The sequence below is a fragment of the Paenibacillus sp. ALE2 genome, assembly GCF_054113385.1.
Genome location: NZ_CM134213.1, coordinates 3,182,273 through 3,200,496 on the forward strand (window position 1 = coordinate 3,182,273; position 18,224 = coordinate 3,200,496).

Here is an 18,224-nt window from a genome sequence, read left to right on the forward strand (position 1 = left end):
TGTCCAACAGTTTAGGAAGCGATACAATGAATAGTACTCTATAAAGTGAATCGTTTCACAATAATATTTTTTAGCAGGAGAGGATCATATGATTCATTTGGAAAAAGAAAGCGGACGTATCCGTCTTGTACTCGATGCCTATTTTATGGGAGAAGATATCGTTGTGCTCATATCAGGCGGTGATCAGCCTCACTTGGGGACGATTACAGCAGGGGCTAGGCTTGAGCCGATTCAAACCGTGCAATTGCAAAACCACAAGGAATTTTATATTACTGAAGAAATTGCAGTTCGCTTGCGTAAAGAGTTTGCGGGTAACTTCGCCATTTGCTGCGGGACGCATTTGGATCATGCAACCAAGGACGAAATCCGAGTGTTGACAGACATGGCTATACAAATGGGAAAAGAGCTCATTGAAGAACTTAAGCAAGTACGCTTGTAGCGACCTTTTTAAGTGAACTCCTGAAAGAGTAGATTGCGATAGGGATATTTACTAAAGGGATACTTAAAGAGCAATGCAAATCCATTATCCTCAATGTCTACAGATTTTAGCGCAGAGGATGGAATTAAACTACGGATCATTACCTGAACTGCACGCTGGTCTTGCCTGTTGATCGCTTTGGCTAAGGCAGAAGCAAAGCATTCATTGCGTGCCAATTCGCGATACAGCGGAAAAACGGCTTTGGCAATGGCGCGATGAACCTTCGGTTCAAATGTAAACTGCACCATCCCAGGTGGAATCGTCGTACCGTTCGTATAATAAAGCATTGGTGGCTGAGCTAAAAAGGAAACAAAGTAGCCGATCCCATTTGTGCCTAAGCCTTGCTTGGCGGCAAATGGCGCTACTGAGCAGAGAAGGGATTTCATCCGATCCAAATTACCCTGAACGACAGCTCGTGACCATTGGACGGCAAAAGCACGTCGGGTTGCAATAGCTTTGTAAAATGGCAGCATGGCGGCGGATATTTTCCGAAGTGTCTCTGCATGTAAACGTTGGTGAGGCGAGCCCTTTCTGCGGGATGTTCCACGATATAACATAGCTCCGTCCTCCTTGGCAGGATGCTCTCATGGAGCGCAATTTATCTGTAATAGGTACAATACTGTATGCCCGGTTATCTCAAAAAGTGCTAAGATGCTATGCTGCTACTTGTTAACGTTCTAATTTGAAAAATTGAAATAAGTACTGTCCTCATTTGTAAGATTGTGGTACCCTAGAACTTATATATTGTTATTATAATTATTGGAGTTGAATTAAACAGATGAGTGACTTGTACAAGGAGCCTCGATCTTCCGATCCCTTTCAGGAGCCGAACGATTATAACGCCCCATTTAACCAGCCCCCAGTAGTTCCACCTACAAATAGTAAAGCTGTTGCGTCGATGGTGCTCGGGATTTTATCTGTTGTCATTCCCTATCTTGGGTTGATCATCGGAATTGTAGGTATTATTTTGTCCAGTCTTTCCCTGAAGGAAATTAATCGTCATGGTGAGCAAGGCAGAGGCATGGCTATTGCTGGACTGGTATGTAGTATTATCGGCACACTAATTTATGCATTGATTATCATTTTCTTGGTTATTGTTTTTGTTGTGGCGGCTTCCAGTGGCGACTCGGATATTTTTTCAGACATTTAATGAATTAAAGAATGCTTGAGTCAGACCAACCATTCACGATTTGCCTATTGGATGCTATGATAGAGGGAGTCCAATCAAGGAGAGTGAAGCTGTATGGCACGTACTCAAACACAAAAAGCGTTAAGCAAGGCGAAACGCGCCGGGATCTATTGCGCGGCACAGAGCCGCAAAACGAATGATCATTATGGCGAGATTTCACAGCACACGCGAATGAAGCCGACCAAGCAGGAACAATTACAAAAGGTCAAGCACAAGAAGCGACTCGTTCAGGGTGACGCTTCTTTTTTTGTCTTAAGCGAAGTCGAAAAACTTCAAGGAAGTGAATGTATAGGAGCGGGTAGTATTTTCTATAATATAGCTCAAAAAGAACTTGATAATAATTATCATTCTTGTTAGAATCATAAGAAAGAAGGAACCCTGGCAGGGGCTCCTTCATGATAAAGCTATGGTTTGGCTTGAAAACTAAGGTCTACTTTGCTTCAAAGGTTTTGCAGTCTGTTTCTTCGGACGTGTGAGTGTTCGCAGGCTTGTTGCTTACGATATAAATGGAGCTTGCGCTGCATTTATTATCCTGAGCCCAGTACGTGCATGAGTTGACTTCGCACAGAACGTCTTTTGCCATATTGTTCACCTCCTTATAGGAATGTGATGGGCTGAGCAAATACAATCACAGTCAGTCAAGGTAGGACTTGTCCAGCTGTGTGTACCCTCTTGGTAAGAAGAGGGATTTTGCTATGCCTACTTGTACAATATCAAAACAATTTTAAAATTGCAATGTTTGCGCCATGTTGTAGATTAAAACAGACACAAGTGTTCCTTTTAATTAAAAAACAAAAGCTGTCCCTATGCAGAACGAAATGTTCTTCTGCCAGAGACAGCTTTTTTTATGTTTTTCTAAACGAATGGCGGCACTAAAAGACTTAGCGCACGTTAGGAATATTTACGATGGGATCAATATCAGTATCATAGTCTACACCTTCGAATTCAAAGCCGAACAGCTGGAAAAATTCGCGACGATATCCTTCAAGATCGGATAATTCATAGATATTTTGGGTCGTCAGTTCCTCCCATATGTTCGCAACTTCTGCCTGCACATCCTCGCGCAATTCCCAATCATCAATGCGAATACGACCCTCTTCATCTACAGCAGTTTCTGGGGCGTACAGACGCTCGGCAAATAGGCGGTAGCTCTGTTCTATGCACCCCTCATGCAGCCCTTTCTCCTTCATCACCTTATACAAAGCGGAAATATACAGAGGAACGACAGGGATGGCCGAGCTGGATTGGGTAACGAGTCCTTTGGTGACTGCGACGAAGGCGCGTCCACCTGTCGTTTTCAGCTGGTCGTTCAGTTGGCGTGCTGTCGCCTCCAGATGATCTTTTGCGCTTCCGATACTGCCTTCTCTGTAGATGGCTTGGGTAATATCTGAACCGATATACGAAAAAGAGAAGGTAGTGGCGTTATCAGCGAGTACACCGCCTGCACGCAAAGCGTCAATCCACAATTTCCAATCCTCACCACCCATAACCTCTACAGTCCCCTGTACTTCTTCTTCTGTAGCCGGTTCGAGCGTCACGCTGCTGACTTCACCGGTGTGAAAGTTAACGGTCTTATTCGTATAGGGCTCACCAATAGGTTTGAGCACGGAATTAGACGTTTCGCCTGTGCGGGGATGGGTACGGCGACCTGAAGCAACACTGTAAACCACCAGATCGACTTGTCCCAGTTCTTCACGAATGGCTTCCACCGTTTTGGCTTTGACTTCATCCGAGAAGGCGTCTCCTGTCACGCTTAAAGATTTAAGCCCAGCTTCCTGAGCGGCTTTTTCAAATGCAGCAGAATTGTACCAGCCTGCTGATGCTGTGCGTGTAGCCGTAGCATTGCTAGGACGATATACACCAATTGTATTGGCACGCGCACCGAAAGCGGCCGTAATTCGAGAAGCCAACCCATATCCGGCAGATGCCCCGATCACAAGCACATTACGAGGTCCGTGGATAGCAGGACGGGCTAGTACATAGTCAATTTGCTCCTGAACATGTTGGGCACAGCCCACCGGATGAGCAGTGGTGCAGATAAAGCCACGTGTTCTTGGTTTGATAATCATGTTATTGTAATTCCTCTCTTCTTGTAGCAATCTTCACCCTTACTATTTTAACTTTTAACAATTTTTTTTCAAACGTGGATTTCAGTAAGTATCCTTTTTACCCAAAAGTGAATCCCTGTACAGGGTGGCAAGTGCCTAAGAGTCTGCATATGATGCTGTAACGATAAACATGAGAAGGGAGAGAGCTGCTTGAAGAACAAGAGCCGCAAAACCAACAGAAACAAAAAGCCGCTCTATCGTGTAATTGACCCGGATATGAATGAGTTAAGTATGATACAACGCTCAAAGCCACTGCCTGCGGAGAGGGAGACAGAAGCAAGACTTCATCAAGTTGCTTCTCCGCCTCCCCCAACTACAGAGGAGTCGGAGCTACAGACAGTTGTCGAGCCTGAAGTCGAGGCTCTGCAAGAGAAAGAGATTGAGGTTGCAGATGTAGAGGAGACTCCAGCTTTGATGGAAGAACCTCCACTGCCAGAGCTAGAACCAGAGCTAGAACTAGATCCAGAACCGGAGCCGGAACCGGAACCTGAACCAGAGCCAGAACCAGAACCAGATCCAATTGATGTGGAAGAAATTTTGAACAATAAGAAGGCTCCACATGTAAACAATGCTTTCATCTATACAGACGATTTGAGTGATCTCGCTGTGACGGGTGAGAAGATCGCTCCCGCTTCCATAGATTCCAGCAAGCTGAAACAAGAGAGTATTCAAACGGAATCTTTAGCAGATTATGCTGTTCATACCATTAAAATAGCTGACGGTGCTGTGACTGCTTCGAAGATTGCTCCCGACTCCATTACGGTCGAGCATCTGTCGGACGCATCAGTGGCAGGCAGTAAATTGCAGGATCGCTCTATTAGTGGTGAAAAACTTCGGGATGGCAGCATCACTCCAGAAAAGCTGGCGGATAAAATTATTAGCGGCGATCATATTGCCAATGGCTCGATTGAGAGTCGTCACTTCAAGCAATGGATCGTGTCTTCAGATATGCTTCAAGATCAGTCGGTCACCTCAGATAAAATTCGCAGCGGTACGATTCAATCGAACAATTTGGCGAATGAAGCTGTTGATAGCTCCAAGCTGGGTGATCAGTCTGTGACCACCTCCAAACTGCGGGATGGGGCTGTGGATGGAGCTAAAATCCAGGCAGGCAGCATTGAGAGCGCACACCTGACCGAGCATGCCGTTCTTGCCCGGCATCTAGCTCCGGGTTCGATTAATCGCAAGCAGCTGTCCAACGGTATTGTAGGCCGAGAACAATTGGAGGAAGGCGTTGTCAGCGGACGTCATCTGGAGTCTGAGGCAGTCACCAGTACGCACATTCAGGCAGGAGCGATTGAAAGAAAGCATCTCAGTCCCGGCTCCATCGGGGAAGAGCAGCTTGGAACGGGCCAAGTGACAGCAAGGCATATCGCGGATCGGAGTATTCAGTCCAATAAACTGGCAGATCAGTCTGTAGGCTCATTGCAAATTGTCGATCAATCCGTCACTTCATCCAAAATATCGGATCAGAGCATTCTCCCACACAAAATTGCCGATGAGGCGGTACTTACCAGACATATTGCAACAGCAGCCATACAAGGACCCCAAATTTCTCCAGAGGCAGTTTCTTCCGTGCATCTTCAATCCGAAATTATTCGGAAGGATCATATCGCATCAGAGGCGGTTACGGAGCAACATTTGCATTTCGGGGCTGTGACAAGCGAGAAAATAGGGAAGGGTGCAGTTCTGGATCACCATGTGGCGAATCAGGCTATCAAGGAAAATCACATTGCTTCGAGCGCTATTAAGTCTGACAAAATCGCTGACGAGGCGGTTATAGAAACTAAAATTAGCACAGGGGCGGTAACCGGAAATAAAATTGCGTCTCAAGCCGTTACCCACGTACACATTGCAACGGGAGTCATCCGTGAAAACCACCTTGCCGACAATAGTGTGGGCGGAAAGGCGTTACAGGCTCAAGCGGTGGACTCAACTCATCTGGCCCAGAGCTCTGTACAGAGCAAGCATCTTGGGGAAGATAGTGTCGGAACCGCGGCGTTGCAGGAACAGTCCGTTACCGCAGACATACTAGGCGAAGGCGCTGTTCAAACCGCGCATTTGGCCAGCGGTGCGGTATACTCCCACCATTTGCAGGATCATGCCGTTACTTCGTTGAAACTATCGCCGGAAAGTGTGGCTACGGATAAAATTAATGATTTGGCAATTACTGCGCCTAAGTTAGCTGAGGGCAGTGTCACTTCCTCCAAGCTGTCTGCTCGTTCTGTGCAGCCATGGCATATTACAGATAAAGCAGTGCTAAGCAACCATCTGGCTGTTGAGGCAGTGGAGGCGAATCATCTTGCTCCGGAATCCGTCACCTCCAACCATTTGCAGTCTGCTTCGATCCAAACCAAACATCTCGCCCCGGATAGTGTGTCCGGCCATGCCCTTCAGTCGGAAAGCGTCACTTCCGAGAAGTTAGCGGCTCGTGCTGTGCAGGCTTCCAACCTGGCGGAAAACAGCGTGGGACCCGGACATTTGGCTGCACAGGCCGTACACACCAGACATTTGGCCGCAGGAGCAGTAGAGGACACGATATTAGCCCAGAATGCTGTGAAGTCTGAGCATCTTGCAGCAGAATCCATCCAATCCGAGCACTTGCAAAGCGGGATCATTCAGGGAGAACATATTGCATTGCAAGCTATAGCGACTCCGGCCATACAGGATGAAGCGGTTACCTCTGCCAAACTGTCAGAGGAAAGTGTAACCTCCACTAAGCTGTCAGCCCATGCAGTGCAGTCCGGGCATATTATGGATGAAGCTGTACAAAGCAACCACTTGGCTGTGGCAGTTGTGGACTCGACCCACCTGGCATCTGGAGCGGTCACTTCGGTGCACCTACAGGCCTCCTCGGTGCTTACGAGACATTTGGCCCCGGATAGTGTGTCCGGTCGTGCGCTTCAAGCAGAAAGTGTTACCTCAGAAAAGCTTGCAGCCCGCTCGGTACAAGGAATGAACCTTGCAGAAGGCAGTATCGGCCCTTCACATCTATCTGTGCAGTCCGTACACACGCGGCATTTGGCAGCTGGAGCGGTACAGGATAGAGTGCTGGCAGAGGGAGCGGTGAAGTCCGTGCACATTGCCCCGGAATCGATCCAGCCGCACCATCTGCACACTGAAGCCATTCAGGGCGAGCATATCGCACCCCAGGCCATATCGACCGATGCTTTGCAGGATGCGTCTGTAACGTCTGATAAATTAGCGGATGAGGGTGTGACTGCCGCCAAGCTGTCGGCCCACTCGGTACAGTCGTGGCACATTACAGACGAAGCGGTGCAAGGAAATCATTTGGCAGAAGAGTCCATCCAGTCGAACCATCTAGCGCCGGAAAGTGTAACCTCAGCCCACTTGCAGTCTTCGTCAGTGCTCACGAGCCATCTGGCCCCGGATAGTGTGTCCGGCCGTGCGCTACAAGCGGAAAGCGTCACCTCGGATAAGTTGGCAGCCCACTCAGTGCAAGGAACGAATCTTGCGGAAGACAGCGTCGGCCCGTCACATTTGTCTGCACAGTCGGTACACGCCCGGCACCTGGCAACAGGTGCAGTACAGGATACAACGCTGGCAAAGGGAGCAGTGAAGTCGGTACACATTACCGCGGGGTCCATCCAGCCGCATCACCTGCACACTGGAAGCATTCAGGGCGAGCATATCGCATCCCAGGCCATATCGACCGATGCTTTGCAGGATGCGTCCGTTACGTCTGATAAATTGGCGGATGAGGGTGTGACTGCCGCCAAGTTGTCGGTCAACTCGGTACAGCCGTGGCACATTACAGATGAAGCGGTGCAAGGAAATCATTTGGCGACAGAAGCCATCCAGTCAAGCCATCTGGCCTCGGAATCCGTTACCTCTCGCCATTTGCAGGCTTCCTCAGTGCTTACGAGCCATTTGGCGCCAGATAGTGTATCCGGTCGTGCACTACAGGCGGAAAGCGTCACCTCAGAAAAGCTGGCAGCACGCTCGGTACAAGGGACGAATCTTGCGGAAGGCAGCATCGGCCCGTCACATTTGTCGGCACAGTCCGTACACAGCCGGCATCTGGTAGCCGGAGCGGTACAGGATAGAGCGTTGGCAGAGGGAGCAGTAAAATCTGTGCATATCGCTCCAGAATCGATCCAGTCGCACCATTTGCACACTGGAAGCATTCAGGGCGAGCATCTGGCATCCCAGTCGATATCGACTGATGTTTTACAGGATGAGTCCGTTACGTCTGATAAATTGGCGGATGAGGGTGTGACTGCCGCCAAGCTGTCGGCTCACTCCGTACAGCCGTGGCACATTACAGATGAAGCGGTGCAAGCTAATCATTTGGCAGAAGAGGCCGTTCAGTCGAGCCATCTGGCGCCGGAATCTGTCACCTCAGCCCACTTACAGTCTTCGGTGATACTTGCGAGCCATTTGGCACCAGAAAGTGTATCTGGTCTTGCGCTACAAGCGGAAAGCGTCACTTCGGAAAAGCTGGCAGCGCGCTCGGTGCAAGGGACGAATCTTGCGGAAGATAGCGTCGGTCCTTCGCATTTGTCCGCACAGTCGGTACACACTCAGCATTTGGCAGTCGGCGCAGTCCAGGATACAGCGCTAGCCGAGGGGGCAGTGAAGTCGGTACACATTGTCCCGGAATCGATCCAGCCGCATCATCTGCAAACTGGAACCATTCAGAGCGAGCATCTGGCATCCCAGTCGATATCGACCGATGCCTTACAGGATGAGTCCGTTACGTCTGATAAATTGGCGGATGAGGGTGTGACTGCCGCCAAGCTGTCGGCTCAATCGGTACAGCCGTGGCACATTGCGGACGAAGCCGTGCAAGCCAATCATTTGGCACAAGAGACCATCCAGTCGAGCCATCTGTCACCGGAATCTGTTACCTCAGCCCACTTGCAGTCTTCCGCGGTACTTGCGAGCCATCTGGCTGCGGATAGCGTGTCTAGTCGTGCGCTACAAGCGGAAAGCGTCACCTCAGAGAAGCTGGCAGCCCATTCGGTGCAAGGAACGAATCTTGCGGAAGGTAGCGTCGGCTCGTCACATCTGTCTGCACAGTCGGTGCACACCCAGCATTTGGCAGTCGGCGCAGTGCAGGATACAGCGCTAGCCGAGGGGGCAGTGAAATCCGTGCATATTGCCCCGGAATCGATCCAGCCGCACCATCTGCACACTGGAACCATTCGGGGAGAGCATCTGGCATCTCAGTCGATATCGACTGATGCCTTACAGGATGAGTCCGTTACGTCTGATAAATTGGCAGATGAGGTCGTGACAGCTGCCAAAATATCTCCACATTCCGTACAGCCATGGCACATTACGGATGAAGCCGTGCAAGCCAATCATTTGGCAGAAGAAATCGTTCAGTCGAGCCATCTGGCTCCAGAGTCCGTCACCTCAGCCCACTTGCAGTCTTCGACTGTGCTTGCGAGCCATCTGGCCTCGGATAGTGTGTCTAGTCGTGCACTACAAGCGGAAAGCGTCACCTCGGAGAAGTTGGCGGTCCACTCGGTACAAGGGGCGAATCTTGCGGAAGGCAGCGTGGGTCCTTCGCATTTGTCTGCACAGTCGGTACACACCCTGCATTTGGCAACTGGCGCAGTCCAGGATACAGTGCTGGCAAAAGATGCAGTGAAGTCCGTGCATATTGCCCCGGAATCGATCCAGTCGCACCATCTGCACACTGGAACCATTCAGGGCGAGCATCTGGCGTCCCAGTCGATATCGACCGATGCCTTACAGGATGAGTCCGTTACGTCCGACAAACTGGCAGATGAGGTTGTGACAGCTGCCAAAATATCTCCACATTCCGTACAGCCATGGCACATTACGGACGAAGCCGTGCAAGCCCATCATTTGGCAGAAGAGACTATCCAGTCGAGCCATCTGGCGCCGGAATCTATCACCTCAGCCCACTTGCAGCCTTCGGCAGTGACGATCCAGCATATTGCGCCAGGGAGCGTATCTGTTCACGCGCTCCAGGCAGGCAGCGTGAACGCTGAGAAGCTTGCGCTTCGCGCGGTGCGTGCTTCGAATCTGGCGGAAGCTAGCGTAAGCTCCGTACATTTGACAGAGCATGCCGTGCACTCCCAGCATTTGTCCGATGGGGCGATTCAAGAGTCAGCACTGGCAGAGGGGGCTGTGCAGTCCCGTCACATTTCACCGGATTCTGTTCAATCTGAGCATTTGCAAGCAGGAGCTATTCAGTCACAGCATATCGGCTGGCAGGCGGTGTCAGAGCAAGCTATACAGGATGGAGCAGTGACGTCCGGCAAACTCGCAGATGGAACGGTGGAGTCCCGCCATGTGGCTGAGGAGGCAATTGAAGGTCAGCATATTGCAAAGGAAGTCATTGATTCGCACCACATAAAGCCCGGCTCGGTGACACTGGATCAATTATCCACAGATATTCATCTCTCGGGGATTTTACCGGAGGAAGGGATCAGTGGCGACAAACTTCAGGCAAACAGTATATCCCGCGGCCATCTGCAGGATCAGGTCGTCAACAGTGAAGTGTTAAGCCCAGAAGCTGTAGGTCCAGAGCATCTACAGGCTGCTGCGGTACAAAGTCATCATGTGGCAGAGCAGAGCATCGAAGGTCATCATCTGGCAGAAGGTTCCGTTGGCTCACGTGAGCTGGAACTGAATGCAGTGACACCGGAGCATTTGAGCATCACCCCGGTTCGTACTTGTGCGAACCAGCCTGCATTACAGCAGTTTGGCAGAGCGCCGTTTCTTTTAAAAGGAAGCGAAGGAGAGACGGAAGTAACCATTGTATTTGGGGAGCCATTTGTGAACCCGGACTACACGTTGGTAGCGATGACGAACCATCCTCTCTTTCATGCAACACTGAAATCCCAAACGACTAATGGAGCGGTGATCGTTGTAACCAAGTGGAGTGAAACCGCGCATAACTACGGTATTATTTCCTGGATTGCCATCGGTTAGTGGAGATGATGGTTGCAACACTTATAGCGTGCAGACTCATGTATTTTCCAGATACAGAGCTGCACGCTTTTTCATATACTTTTCACATATTTGCTCCACAATTATCCCGAATTCTCCTGATAAGCTAAAGATACTTTAAAGGAGAGGTGATTCAATCATGAAAAAATGGACTAAAAATGCAGCAGCCGTATTGACCGTAGTAAGCGTACTGGGAGGAGCAAGCAGCGCATTCGCCGCTACAGCAACCACAACTCCAGCCACCACTGCACCAGCCATCAAAACTCCTGCGGTTACGACTTCTGCTAGCAAAGCACCGTCAAAAGCGCCTGCAACGAAAACACCTGTGGTGAAAGCACCTGTTAAAAAAGCTGCAACAGCTCATAAAGCAACAACCAAAGCAAAAAAAGCTCCTGCCAAAAAAGCCGTTGCGAAAAAAGTGGCAAGCCACAAAGCAAAAGCAGTGAAAGCAAAACACCGCACAGTTAAACATCATGTGAAAAAACATAACGCTGTTCAACACAAGGTAGCAGCACATAAAACTCGTGCACAACATGTCGTAGCTAAAAAAGTAACCCATAAAGTTCCAGTAAAAAAAGCAGTCCCAGCAAAAACAGCTCCAAAGGCAGCAGCTAAAGTAGTAACAACTAAGAAATAAGGTAGAAAATAAGGTAGAAGTGTAGTTAGCTTTCAGTTCACCTGGCATATACAGCAGCGATTCATGATAAGAAAAGACGGGACCGGGAACGGTATACCCGTCTTTTGTCTATTCTGCTGGGCTTCTGTTAAGCTTAAAGAAAGGATGCTAGCATCCAGAACAACGGCAAGGGGTTAAGGCCATGACAAAAATAGTAGTAGTAGATGACGATGTGTTCATTTTGCAATTAATATCTGAATATTTGAAAAAAGAGTCCTACGAGGTAACTTCCTTTTCCAGTGGGAAAACATTGGTAGAGCATATCCGAACAAACCGTCCAGATTGCCTCGTGCTTGATATTATGATGCCGGGCATTGACGGGCTTTCTCTATTGACTCAGCTTCGTGAGTTTACAGAAATGCCGATCATTATGATCTCCGCGCGCGGAGAGGAAAGTGACCGTATCCACGGGCTGGAATTGGGATGCAGTGATTTTTTGACCAAGCCCTTTAATCCAAGAGAGCTGGTGGGAAGGGTCAAAGCAATGCTGAGACTGAGCAAGGCGGGCACGTCTGCATCCGGTGACAAGCAAGCAGCAGAGAGCACAAATCTTTGCCATGCAGGCAATCTGTGCATTTTTGCTGACTTTCGTAAAGTTACAGTAGACGGACAAACGTTAAATTTGACCTCACGTGAATTCGACCTGTTGCTGTTTCTTGCGAATCATCTGGAACGGCCTTTTGGCAGAGAACATTTGATTCAGCAGGTGTGGAGCTATGACTTTATAGGCGATGTGAGAGTCGTAGATGATCTGGTCAAACGTATTCGCAAAAAGTTGGCAGAATACCACTCTACGCTTGTCATTAACACGGTATGGGGATTTGGATATAAAGCAACGGTTCAGGAGATGTAGCCATGCGTACGATGAGAGCCAAAATTCTGCTGTCCCTGTCCATTGCCATGCTGATTACTGTCTGTATTACGGTGGTCTTATTTATTAGGCTCATCGATGACATTCTGGTGAATCAGGCCAAATCCAAGCTTCATGAGCAGGCACGCAAAGCCGTCCATATTATGAGTGACGGAGGCTTCGATCGACTGGATAATGCCGAATTTAACTATGTTATCAAGGGTGTGCTTTTATCTGCCGATTACTTTATTTTAAGCACGGATAACCGCATCATCGACTCCAGCGTCTCTGGGATGGAAGGCAAAAAGATCGAGCATTTGCTTTTGACCCGTCAAGGATTTTTTGCATCGGTTCATCCGTCTGCCCACGATCTGGTAACTACACATGAAGGCGTTGCGGTGCTTCAAGGTAAAAAGGTGTTGTTTACGAATGAAGAACTGCCCGGACAACCTTTCCGCATCTTTGTATACTCACCCTTATCTTCTTTGAGAGCCCTCTATGTACCGTTAATGAGGACTACGTTACTATCGATCGTAGCGAGTTTTCTGGTGATTCTCGTTATTGGTCTGATGATTGTTTCACGTCTGGTGCGTCCACTCAAACGATTGAAAGAGGCGGTAGGCAACTATGAGCCGAATCAGCCACAGGATAGTGAGTTTCCGCAGGCGGACAAAAGCGAAATTGGCGAACTAATAGGCACCTTTCATTCCATGTCCGCCCGCATTCAGCAGCACCACCACAGCCAAATTGAATTTCTGCAAAATGTATCACACGAGCTAAGGACACCGTTAATGTCCATTCAAGGTTATGTATATGCCATTCAGGATCAAGTAGTATCCCAGGACGAGGGACTGAGCATCATTAAAGTGCAATCCCAGCGATTAATTGATATGGTGGAAAAGTTGCTTCAGCTATCGAGGCTGGAGGCGTTGAATGAGGAATGGCCTGTCTCTCTGATTGATCTGAGAAGTATGGCGGAGGACGCTGTTCATCTATTGATGCCGATGGCCAGTGAACGCTCTATCTCGCTTCGAGTGGAGGGAGAGGGTCTGCATGTGGCCGTTCCGGCTGAGCAATTATTTCGCATGATATTGAATTTGCTGCAAAATGCAGTTCGACACACCTCTACGGAGGTTGTCATTCATTTGGAGACAGGGGCAACGGCAGAGGTTGTGTGGGTTATGCATGTAGATGATGATGGGAGAGGACTAACCGAGTCTGAAGCAGCCGAGGTGTTTGGAAGATTCTATACAGGATCAAATGGCGTCACGGGACTAGGATTGGCCATCTGCCGTCAAATAGCCTCCCGACTGAATGGAGAACTACTTTGTACACGATCGCCATTAGGTGGTGCACGCTTCAGTTACATTCAACACATGTTATAAATGAGGCAAAAATGGTTAAAAATGATCATTTTTTCGCTTATATATACCACTAACATGACATATCATGAAAGGTTTTTGGTGATATTTTAGATATTGCTTGACTGGCAGGTACTAAAATGAGTAAAATTATTCGTATATACCTTGACTCATGAACGTCGTTTTTTTAGATAGTGGTCAATAATAGTGATGAATAATAAATGAAAGAGTGATGAGATGAACCGCCTTTTGGAAGTGAAGGACTTAACGATATCTTTCAAGACCCGTCAGGGACTAGTGCAGGCCATTCGTGGCGTAAACTTTCATGTCAATAAAGGAGAGACGCTGGCGATTGTCGGTGAATCCGGCTCAGGCAAAAGCGTAACCTCACAAGCTGTTATGAAGCTGATCCCGACCCCTCCAGGCATTTATCAAAAGGGTCAAATTATGTTTGACGGACAAGAGCTGATTAATAAAACGGAAAAGCAGATGCAAAAAATTCGTGGTAAGGAAATTGGCCTGATTTCTCAGGACCCAATGACTTCACTTAACCCGACGATGAAAGTCGGTAAGCAGATCACGGAAGTGCTTTTCAAGCATGAAAAGATATCCAAGGACGCTGCTCGCAAGCGGGGGATTGAATTACTTAATCTGGTAGGTATTCCGCATCCTGAACAGCGTTTTAACCAATATCCGCATGAATTTAGTGGCGGTATGCGTCAACGTGTCGTCATTGCGATGGCATTGGCTGCTAATCCGAAACTTCTGATTGCCGATGAGCCGACGACTGCGCTGGACGTAACGATTCAAGCTCAAATTTTGGAACTGATGAAGGATCTTCAGAAAAAGATTGATACTTCTATCATCTTTATTACTCATGACCTCGGTGTTGTGGCGAAGATGGCGGATCGCGTTGCTGTTATGTATGCAGGGCAAATCGTGGAAACAGGTACGGTTAATGAAATTTTCTATAATCCAAAACATCCATATACATGGGGACTCCTTGCTTCTATGCCTAGTTTGGACAGCCATGGTCAGAAGCTGGCTGCGATCCCGGGAACACCACCGGATCTGCTTCACCCACCTGTAGGGGATGCGTTTGCAGCCCGCAGTTCTTATGCCATGAAAATTGACTTTGAGAAAGAGCCTCCGCTCTATCAATTGTCTGACACACACTTTGTGAAATCATGGTTGCTTCATCCAGATGCACCTGCAGTTGAGCCACCAGAAGCGGTGAAGGCTAAACTTCGCAAGCTGGATAACGCATTTGAAAAGCCGGTTTTAGTTGAACAATACGGCAGTTAAAGCAATATATAATTTATAAATAAACAGATGATAAATAAAAAAAGGCTGTTTCCTCCGTATGGAATAATATTACGGAGGAAACAGCCTTTTTGGTGTAACACCACAGGTTGCATGAGTCTGTGGTGATTTGTATTATACGGTAGCGCTTACAGCTTGCCGGAACCGGCTTGGGAAGTGACCTCTGCCTTCACGCTGGCGGATGGGGAAATTTTATCGTTCAAGGATGGCTTCCAGCCTACAGAGGAGCTAAGACCCGCGCTGGAGCCTGCGTTTACGGCCTGTCCATTCAGAAGTGTGCCAGTATCTGACAAGGCAGTCCCACCAAAAACAGTCACAATTTTGGCTACGGACAGTCCCGCAACGTCAATGACATTGTTTTCAGCAAAGATTTTGGAGGATTTGCCTGCGCCCCATATATACAGTGTAGGGTATTCAGAGCGTTTTACATCACCTGTATAGTAATTGTTATAGAGATGGACTTGTCCATAACGTACGCGTGGTGTGCGTTGTACTGTATTCTCATAATAATTGTGATGCAGGGTTACACGTAAAGCCCCTTCATCTGCTGTTTTGCTGTCGCTGTTGCCGATAATGGATGTTTTGTCATGATCGTAAAAGTGATTGTATGAAACGGTAACCAGATCACCTTGGTTAATCACATCGAGCAGTCCATCATGATGTTGGTATTCTTGACCGTAGAAGGTGCCGTTTCCACTATCGGGGTGAGCCCCGTCATTGAACGTATTGTGATCCACCCATACATGCGTAGCTCCGTTAATGGTAATGCTGTCATATTCTGAATTCCAGTTGCCTGTACTGCCGTCAGTTGGGTCCCACTGCGGGAAATAATCGTAGGCATCCTGAAACTCAATATTACGGATAATGACGTTGTCTGTACCCTTTTTCAGTTGGAAGTTTGCACCATTAATGATAGCATTGTTGCCCAGACCGACAATCGTTGTATTGGATGGGATTTCAATAACGATACGACTAGCTTGATTCTTCTGTGATGCCTTACGTGCGTCTTCCAATGTACCAGAAGGAACCTTTTTACCCCATGTAGACGGATCATACGCCTTGAGATACGCATTGAAATCATACTTAGGGTCTTTGTAATCGTTCAATCCTAGCGCTTTATTATTGTCATCGACATTGGCATTGATTGTACCTTTGACATAAATAATTTTAGGTGTAGTGTTGCTGCTTTTGCCTAACGCATCGACAAGTTGTTTGCGGTTCGTTACGGTGAAAGTATTGGAGGAAGTAGCAGTAGCTCCACCTGTCGTACCTGTAGAAAAGGCGGCCCAACCGTTTTTGCTGCCAAGTGTCTCCTTGCCAATATCGCTTGCTGCATGAGCAGGTGCACCCATAGGAGCCAGAGTAGCGAACAATAACACGGCTGCGATTCCGAGTGAACATCTCTTTTTCATAAAATACCTCCGTATATTGGATAAATGGAGTAGACGAACGAGGGAGTCCCGGGTGCTCCTGTAGTTTCTACATGTTCTATCATACTTTGTGTACCAGTATTTGTTAATATAATAAAAGTTACATACTAAAATTTTTGTCGAATTTTTAAATAATTCAATAGAGACCTTCTTTTTCCAATCAAAATGCATATATATAAATGAAAACGTTAACAATCATAGGAAATGGGAATTGTATATATGATTATATGGAGTTATTTCAGTGAATAAAGATAAAATAGTTTTTCTGATAATGTTAACGATTCCAAGTCAAAATGTGATGAAAAATGACAGGAGAATTATGGATTTTTGTAGTATCCTCAGGTACAATGCTTGTAATAAAGCTGAGGAGGAATCGGCATCATGGCAGAGGATTTAGCAAATGTATTGAAGTTGTTGAAGCAAAAAGAGTGGGTGGACTTGTCCCATGCCTTTTATCCTGAAATTCCCCATTTTCCGGTTTTCGATAACGTTCAGGTGGATACCCTGTTTACCCACGACGATGGCTTTTTTGTAAAACAATACTGCTTTCCAGGGCAGTATGGAACTCATATTGACGCTCCCGTTCATTTTGTGAAGGGGAAACGTTATTTACATGAGCTTTCGTTGAAGGAACTGGTTTTACCGCTGGTTGTCATTGACCGTTCAGCAGCCGTTGCAGCCAATTCCGACTATGAGCTTACGGTCGCTGATATTCTGGATTTTGAAAAAGAGCACGGACGCATTGCCGAACAGTCCTTTGCCGCCTTTCGCAGTGATTGGAGCAAGCGCTGGCCTAATCCAGATGCCTTCTCGAACAAGGACAATGCCGGAGATGCACACTGCCCAGGCTGGTCGCTGGATGCGCTGCGCTTTTTGGTAGAAGAACGGAATGTTGCTGCTATCGGGCATGAAACACTGGATACGGACTCCTCTGTAGCTTATCGAAAAGCGGGCAAACTGGTAGGGGAATATTACATATTGGAACAGGATCGATATCAAGTTGAGGTGCTGACAAATTTGGACAAGCTGCCTCCGACGGGCGCAATCATTTATAATATCGTTCCGAGCATTCAGGATTCACCCGGTTTTCCGGTGCGCTCCTTTGCTATTTTGCCTTAATCTTGAGCTTAAAAGACCGATTCAGATATCGACATCTGAATCGGTCTTTTTCTAGCGTATACGGGGTAGTGTACAGCGTGAATGACCATTCAGTCCGGCTTGGTTTAAAATCATTGAAACGCCTTATGTGATAATCGTTACGGTAGGGGCCGAGATGGTAGGCTGAGTGGTGATGGTAGAGGTTGTGCCGCTAAAATCAGATATTTCTATGACAGCGGGGACACCTGGTGTAATATCTACGGAGGCAATGACCAGACTTGCCGTGGTTAGGGTGAATAAGGAGCTCTGCTGAATAACTCCATTAATATAATAATTAGCAGAATCAGTAGCCGTTAATGTTGGCAAAGCAACAACTGGAGTATCGGCGTCATCTACGAAGCTAGCAGCAGGAATAGTTGTTGTTGTTGCTCCGATCATCCCGGCTGTAATGGTTGCAAAAAAACGAGTCACGGCTGGGGTTACAGTCGTGCTTATGGCGCCACCCGTTGCTACGGGAGCAGTAGCTACTGCTGTGTACACAGGTTTTATGATTGGCATAGTTCTCATCTCCTTTCTATACTGGTATGAGCCACTAAGTAGCTCTTAATCAATAAATGATTTTTCAACCTATTCGGAAACGGCATATGAACCTTTCTATAATAATAGGGTAAATGGAGAAGGCCCTATTTTACTGCACAAAAAATGAAAGCGAATACTTGGAATCTGCATATTACAAATGCCTAAGACCCTAATGAGAGAT

At 47.6% G+C, this 18,224-nt stretch carries 14 protein-coding genes; 9 read left to right on the plus strand and 5 right to left on the minus strand.

Going from position 1 to position 18,224, the window contains the following annotated elements:
• Positions 1–88 precede the first annotated feature (88 nt).
• The gene (gene lpdD, locus ACXHJ1_RS13895; protein WP_025365561.1) at positions 89–439 is read left to right on the plus strand and encodes a prenylated flavin chaperone LpdD; all 351 of its coding nucleotides are present in this window, start codon (positions 89–91) and stop codon (positions 437–439) included.
• A gap of 8 nt (positions 440–447) precedes the next feature.
• Here lpdD and ACXHJ1_RS13900 read toward each other — a convergent pair whose 3' ends face one another.
• Positions 448–1,035: a hypothetical protein gene (locus ACXHJ1_RS13900; RefSeq protein WP_016818699.1), complete on the minus strand. Its 588-nt coding sequence runs from the start codon at positions 1,033–1,035 to the stop codon at positions 448–450.
• A 221-nt stretch (positions 1,036–1,256) separates the two neighbouring features.
• Here ACXHJ1_RS13900 and ACXHJ1_RS13905 point away from each other — a divergent pair, with 221 nt between their 5' ends.
• A complete protein-coding gene (locus ACXHJ1_RS13905) occupies positions 1,257–1,628 on the plus strand; it encodes a DUF4190 domain-containing protein (protein WP_016818700.1) in 372 nt (123 codons plus the stop codon).
• Between the two features lie 93 nt (positions 1,629–1,721).
• Positions 1,722–2,024, plus strand: coding sequence for a hypothetical protein (locus ACXHJ1_RS13910; protein ID WP_016818701.1), 303 nt, complete (start codon positions 1,722–1,724; stop codon positions 2,022–2,024).
• 73 nt (positions 2,025–2,097) lie between these two features.
• Here ACXHJ1_RS13910 and ACXHJ1_RS13915 read toward each other — a convergent pair whose 3' ends face one another.
• On the minus strand, positions 2,098–2,250 hold the full coding sequence (locus ACXHJ1_RS13915) for a DUF1540 domain-containing protein (RefSeq protein WP_017426780.1): 153 nt from the start codon (positions 2,248–2,250) through the stop codon (positions 2,098–2,100).
• 298 nt (positions 2,251–2,548) lie between these two features.
• Complete coding sequence (gene fabV / locus ACXHJ1_RS13920) at positions 2,549–3,736, minus strand: enoyl-ACP reductase FabV (protein WP_107734621.1); 1,188 nt, start codon at positions 3,734–3,736, stop codon at positions 2,549–2,551.
• Positions 3,737–3,925: 189 nt separating this feature from the next.
• On the opposite strand from fabV, the gene ACXHJ1_RS13925 reads away from it, so the two are divergent.
• From ACXHJ1_RS13925 to ACXHJ1_RS13945, 5 genes are all read left to right on the plus strand, one after another.
• The gene (locus ACXHJ1_RS13925) at positions 3,926–10,708 is read left to right on the plus strand and encodes a WIAG-tail domain (RefSeq protein ID WP_457904784.1); all 6,783 of its coding nucleotides are present in this window, start codon (positions 3,926–3,928) and stop codon (positions 10,706–10,708) included.
• A gap of 157 nt (positions 10,709–10,865) precedes the next feature.
• Complete coding sequence (locus ACXHJ1_RS13930; RefSeq protein ID WP_434659335.1) at positions 10,866–11,363, plus strand: hypothetical protein; 498 nt, start codon at positions 10,866–10,868, stop codon at positions 11,361–11,363.
• A 181-nt stretch (positions 11,364–11,544) separates the two neighbouring features.
• The gene (locus ACXHJ1_RS13935) at positions 11,545–12,255 is read left to right on the plus strand and encodes a response regulator transcription factor (RefSeq protein ID WP_457904785.1); all 711 of its coding nucleotides are present in this window, start codon (positions 11,545–11,547) and stop codon (positions 12,253–12,255) included.
• A gap of 2 nt (positions 12,256–12,257) precedes the next feature.
• A complete protein-coding gene (locus tag ACXHJ1_RS13940) occupies positions 12,258–13,637 on the plus strand; it encodes a sensor histidine kinase (protein ID WP_457904786.1) in 1,380 nt (459 codons plus the stop codon).
• A 213-nt stretch (positions 13,638–13,850) separates the two neighbouring features.
• Complete coding sequence (locus ACXHJ1_RS13945; RefSeq protein WP_016821906.1) at positions 13,851–14,918, plus strand: ABC transporter ATP-binding protein; 1,068 nt, start codon at positions 13,851–13,853, stop codon at positions 14,916–14,918.
• 146 nt (positions 14,919–15,064) lie between these two features.
• Here the strand turns inward: ACXHJ1_RS13945 and ACXHJ1_RS13950 are convergent, their stop codons facing one another.
• On the minus strand, positions 15,065–16,348 hold the full coding sequence (locus ACXHJ1_RS13950; RefSeq protein WP_457904787.1) for a pectate lyase family protein: 1,284 nt from the start codon (positions 16,346–16,348) through the stop codon (positions 15,065–15,067).
• Positions 16,349–16,747: 399 nt separating this feature from the next.
• Here ACXHJ1_RS13950 and ACXHJ1_RS13955 point away from each other — a divergent pair, with 399 nt between their 5' ends.
• Positions 16,748–17,485, plus strand: a complete 738-nt coding sequence (locus tag ACXHJ1_RS13955) for a cyclase family protein (protein WP_017426786.1) — start codon at positions 16,748–16,750, stop codon at positions 17,483–17,485.
• Between the two features lie 123 nt (positions 17,486–17,608).
• On the opposite strand, the gene ACXHJ1_RS13960 is transcribed toward ACXHJ1_RS13955, so the two are convergent.
• Positions 17,609–18,022 carry a DUF4183 domain-containing protein gene (locus ACXHJ1_RS13960; RefSeq protein ID WP_167438601.1) on the minus strand — a complete coding sequence of 138 codons (414 nt, stop codon included), beginning with the start codon at positions 18,020–18,022 and terminating at the stop codon, positions 17,609–17,611.
• Positions 18,023–18,224: the final 202 nt, after the last annotated feature.